This window comes from Pseudomonas sp. NY15435 (assembly GCF_048068295.1).
Classification (GTDB): Bacteria; Pseudomonadota; Gammaproteobacteria; order Pseudomonadales; family Pseudomonadaceae; genus Pseudomonas.
In genome coordinates this window covers 1-897 of sequence record NZ_JBLUQA010000030.1, presented here as the reverse complement: position 1 = coordinate 897, position 897 = coordinate 1, and the positions used below count along the sequence as shown (strand labels likewise).

Here is an 897-nt window from a genome sequence, read left to right as displayed (position 1 = left end):
GAGAACGGCTCCAGCCAGACCGTCGACCGCCTGCACAAGCAACTGGGCGTGGCTGAAAACGGTTCGAGCAAAACCATCGATCGCCTGCACAGCGACATGAGCGTGGCCGAAAACGGTTCCGAGCACACCGTCGACCAACTGCACAGCAACATGGTGGCCGAATCCGGTGGCGATACCGTCTTCAACGCCCACCTGAAGGCGTAACGCTGCACGCAGTACACCGCAAGGTGAGAGAAAAGCCCGGCCCCGCCGGGCTTTCTTATCACTCAGGATCCGCAAAACCCTGCCATCGATAACAGGCCAGCCGTGATTTGTAACGGCGTCTTGCCTGAAACCTCCCGAAACACGCCTGAAAACACCGCCCTAGAGCGGTTTTCGTCGTTCTATCATTGGCGGCGATAGTTGAAATTAGCCGGCTAAATAATCGACATCACTGATGCTCTGTATTACCCAGCATCGTTTTTAAATCGATTTATCCGAAGGGAAAATAACCCTGTAGCCAAAACATACCGCCCCCTTTCGGAGCCACTCAACATGAAAACCAAGATCGCCCTCAGCCTTGCACTCACCTCCCTGATGACCGCCAGCGCCGTCTTCGCCGCCCCGGCCATCCTCAACAACGGCCCGCGCAGCACTCATCAACTGCAGCAGCAGAGCGCTGAACCCCGCGTCGCCGAGAACGGCTCCGACCGCACCATCGATCGCCTGCACAAGCAAATGGGCGACGCCCGCGTAGCCGACAACGGTTCCGAACGCACCATCGACCGTCTGCACAAGCAAATGGGCGACGTCCGCGTGGCCGACAACGGTTCCGAACGCACCATCGACCGCCTGCACAAGCAAATGGATGACGTCCGCGTGGCCGAGAACGGCTCCGAGCACACCATCGACAAACTG

At 58.5% G+C, this 897-nt stretch carries 1 protein-coding gene and 1 pseudogene; both read left to right on the top strand.

Translation table 11 applies throughout. From position 1 onward, the window contains the following. A pseudogene (locus ACNFH5_RS30555) lies at nucleotides 1–204 on the top strand (hypothetical protein); the annotation flags it as partial. Between the two features lie 330 nt (nucleotides 205–534). Beyond that, on the top strand, nucleotides 535–897 hold a 363-nt coding region (locus ACNFH5_RS30550), incomplete at its 3' end, for a phage infection protein (protein ID WP_416752676.1).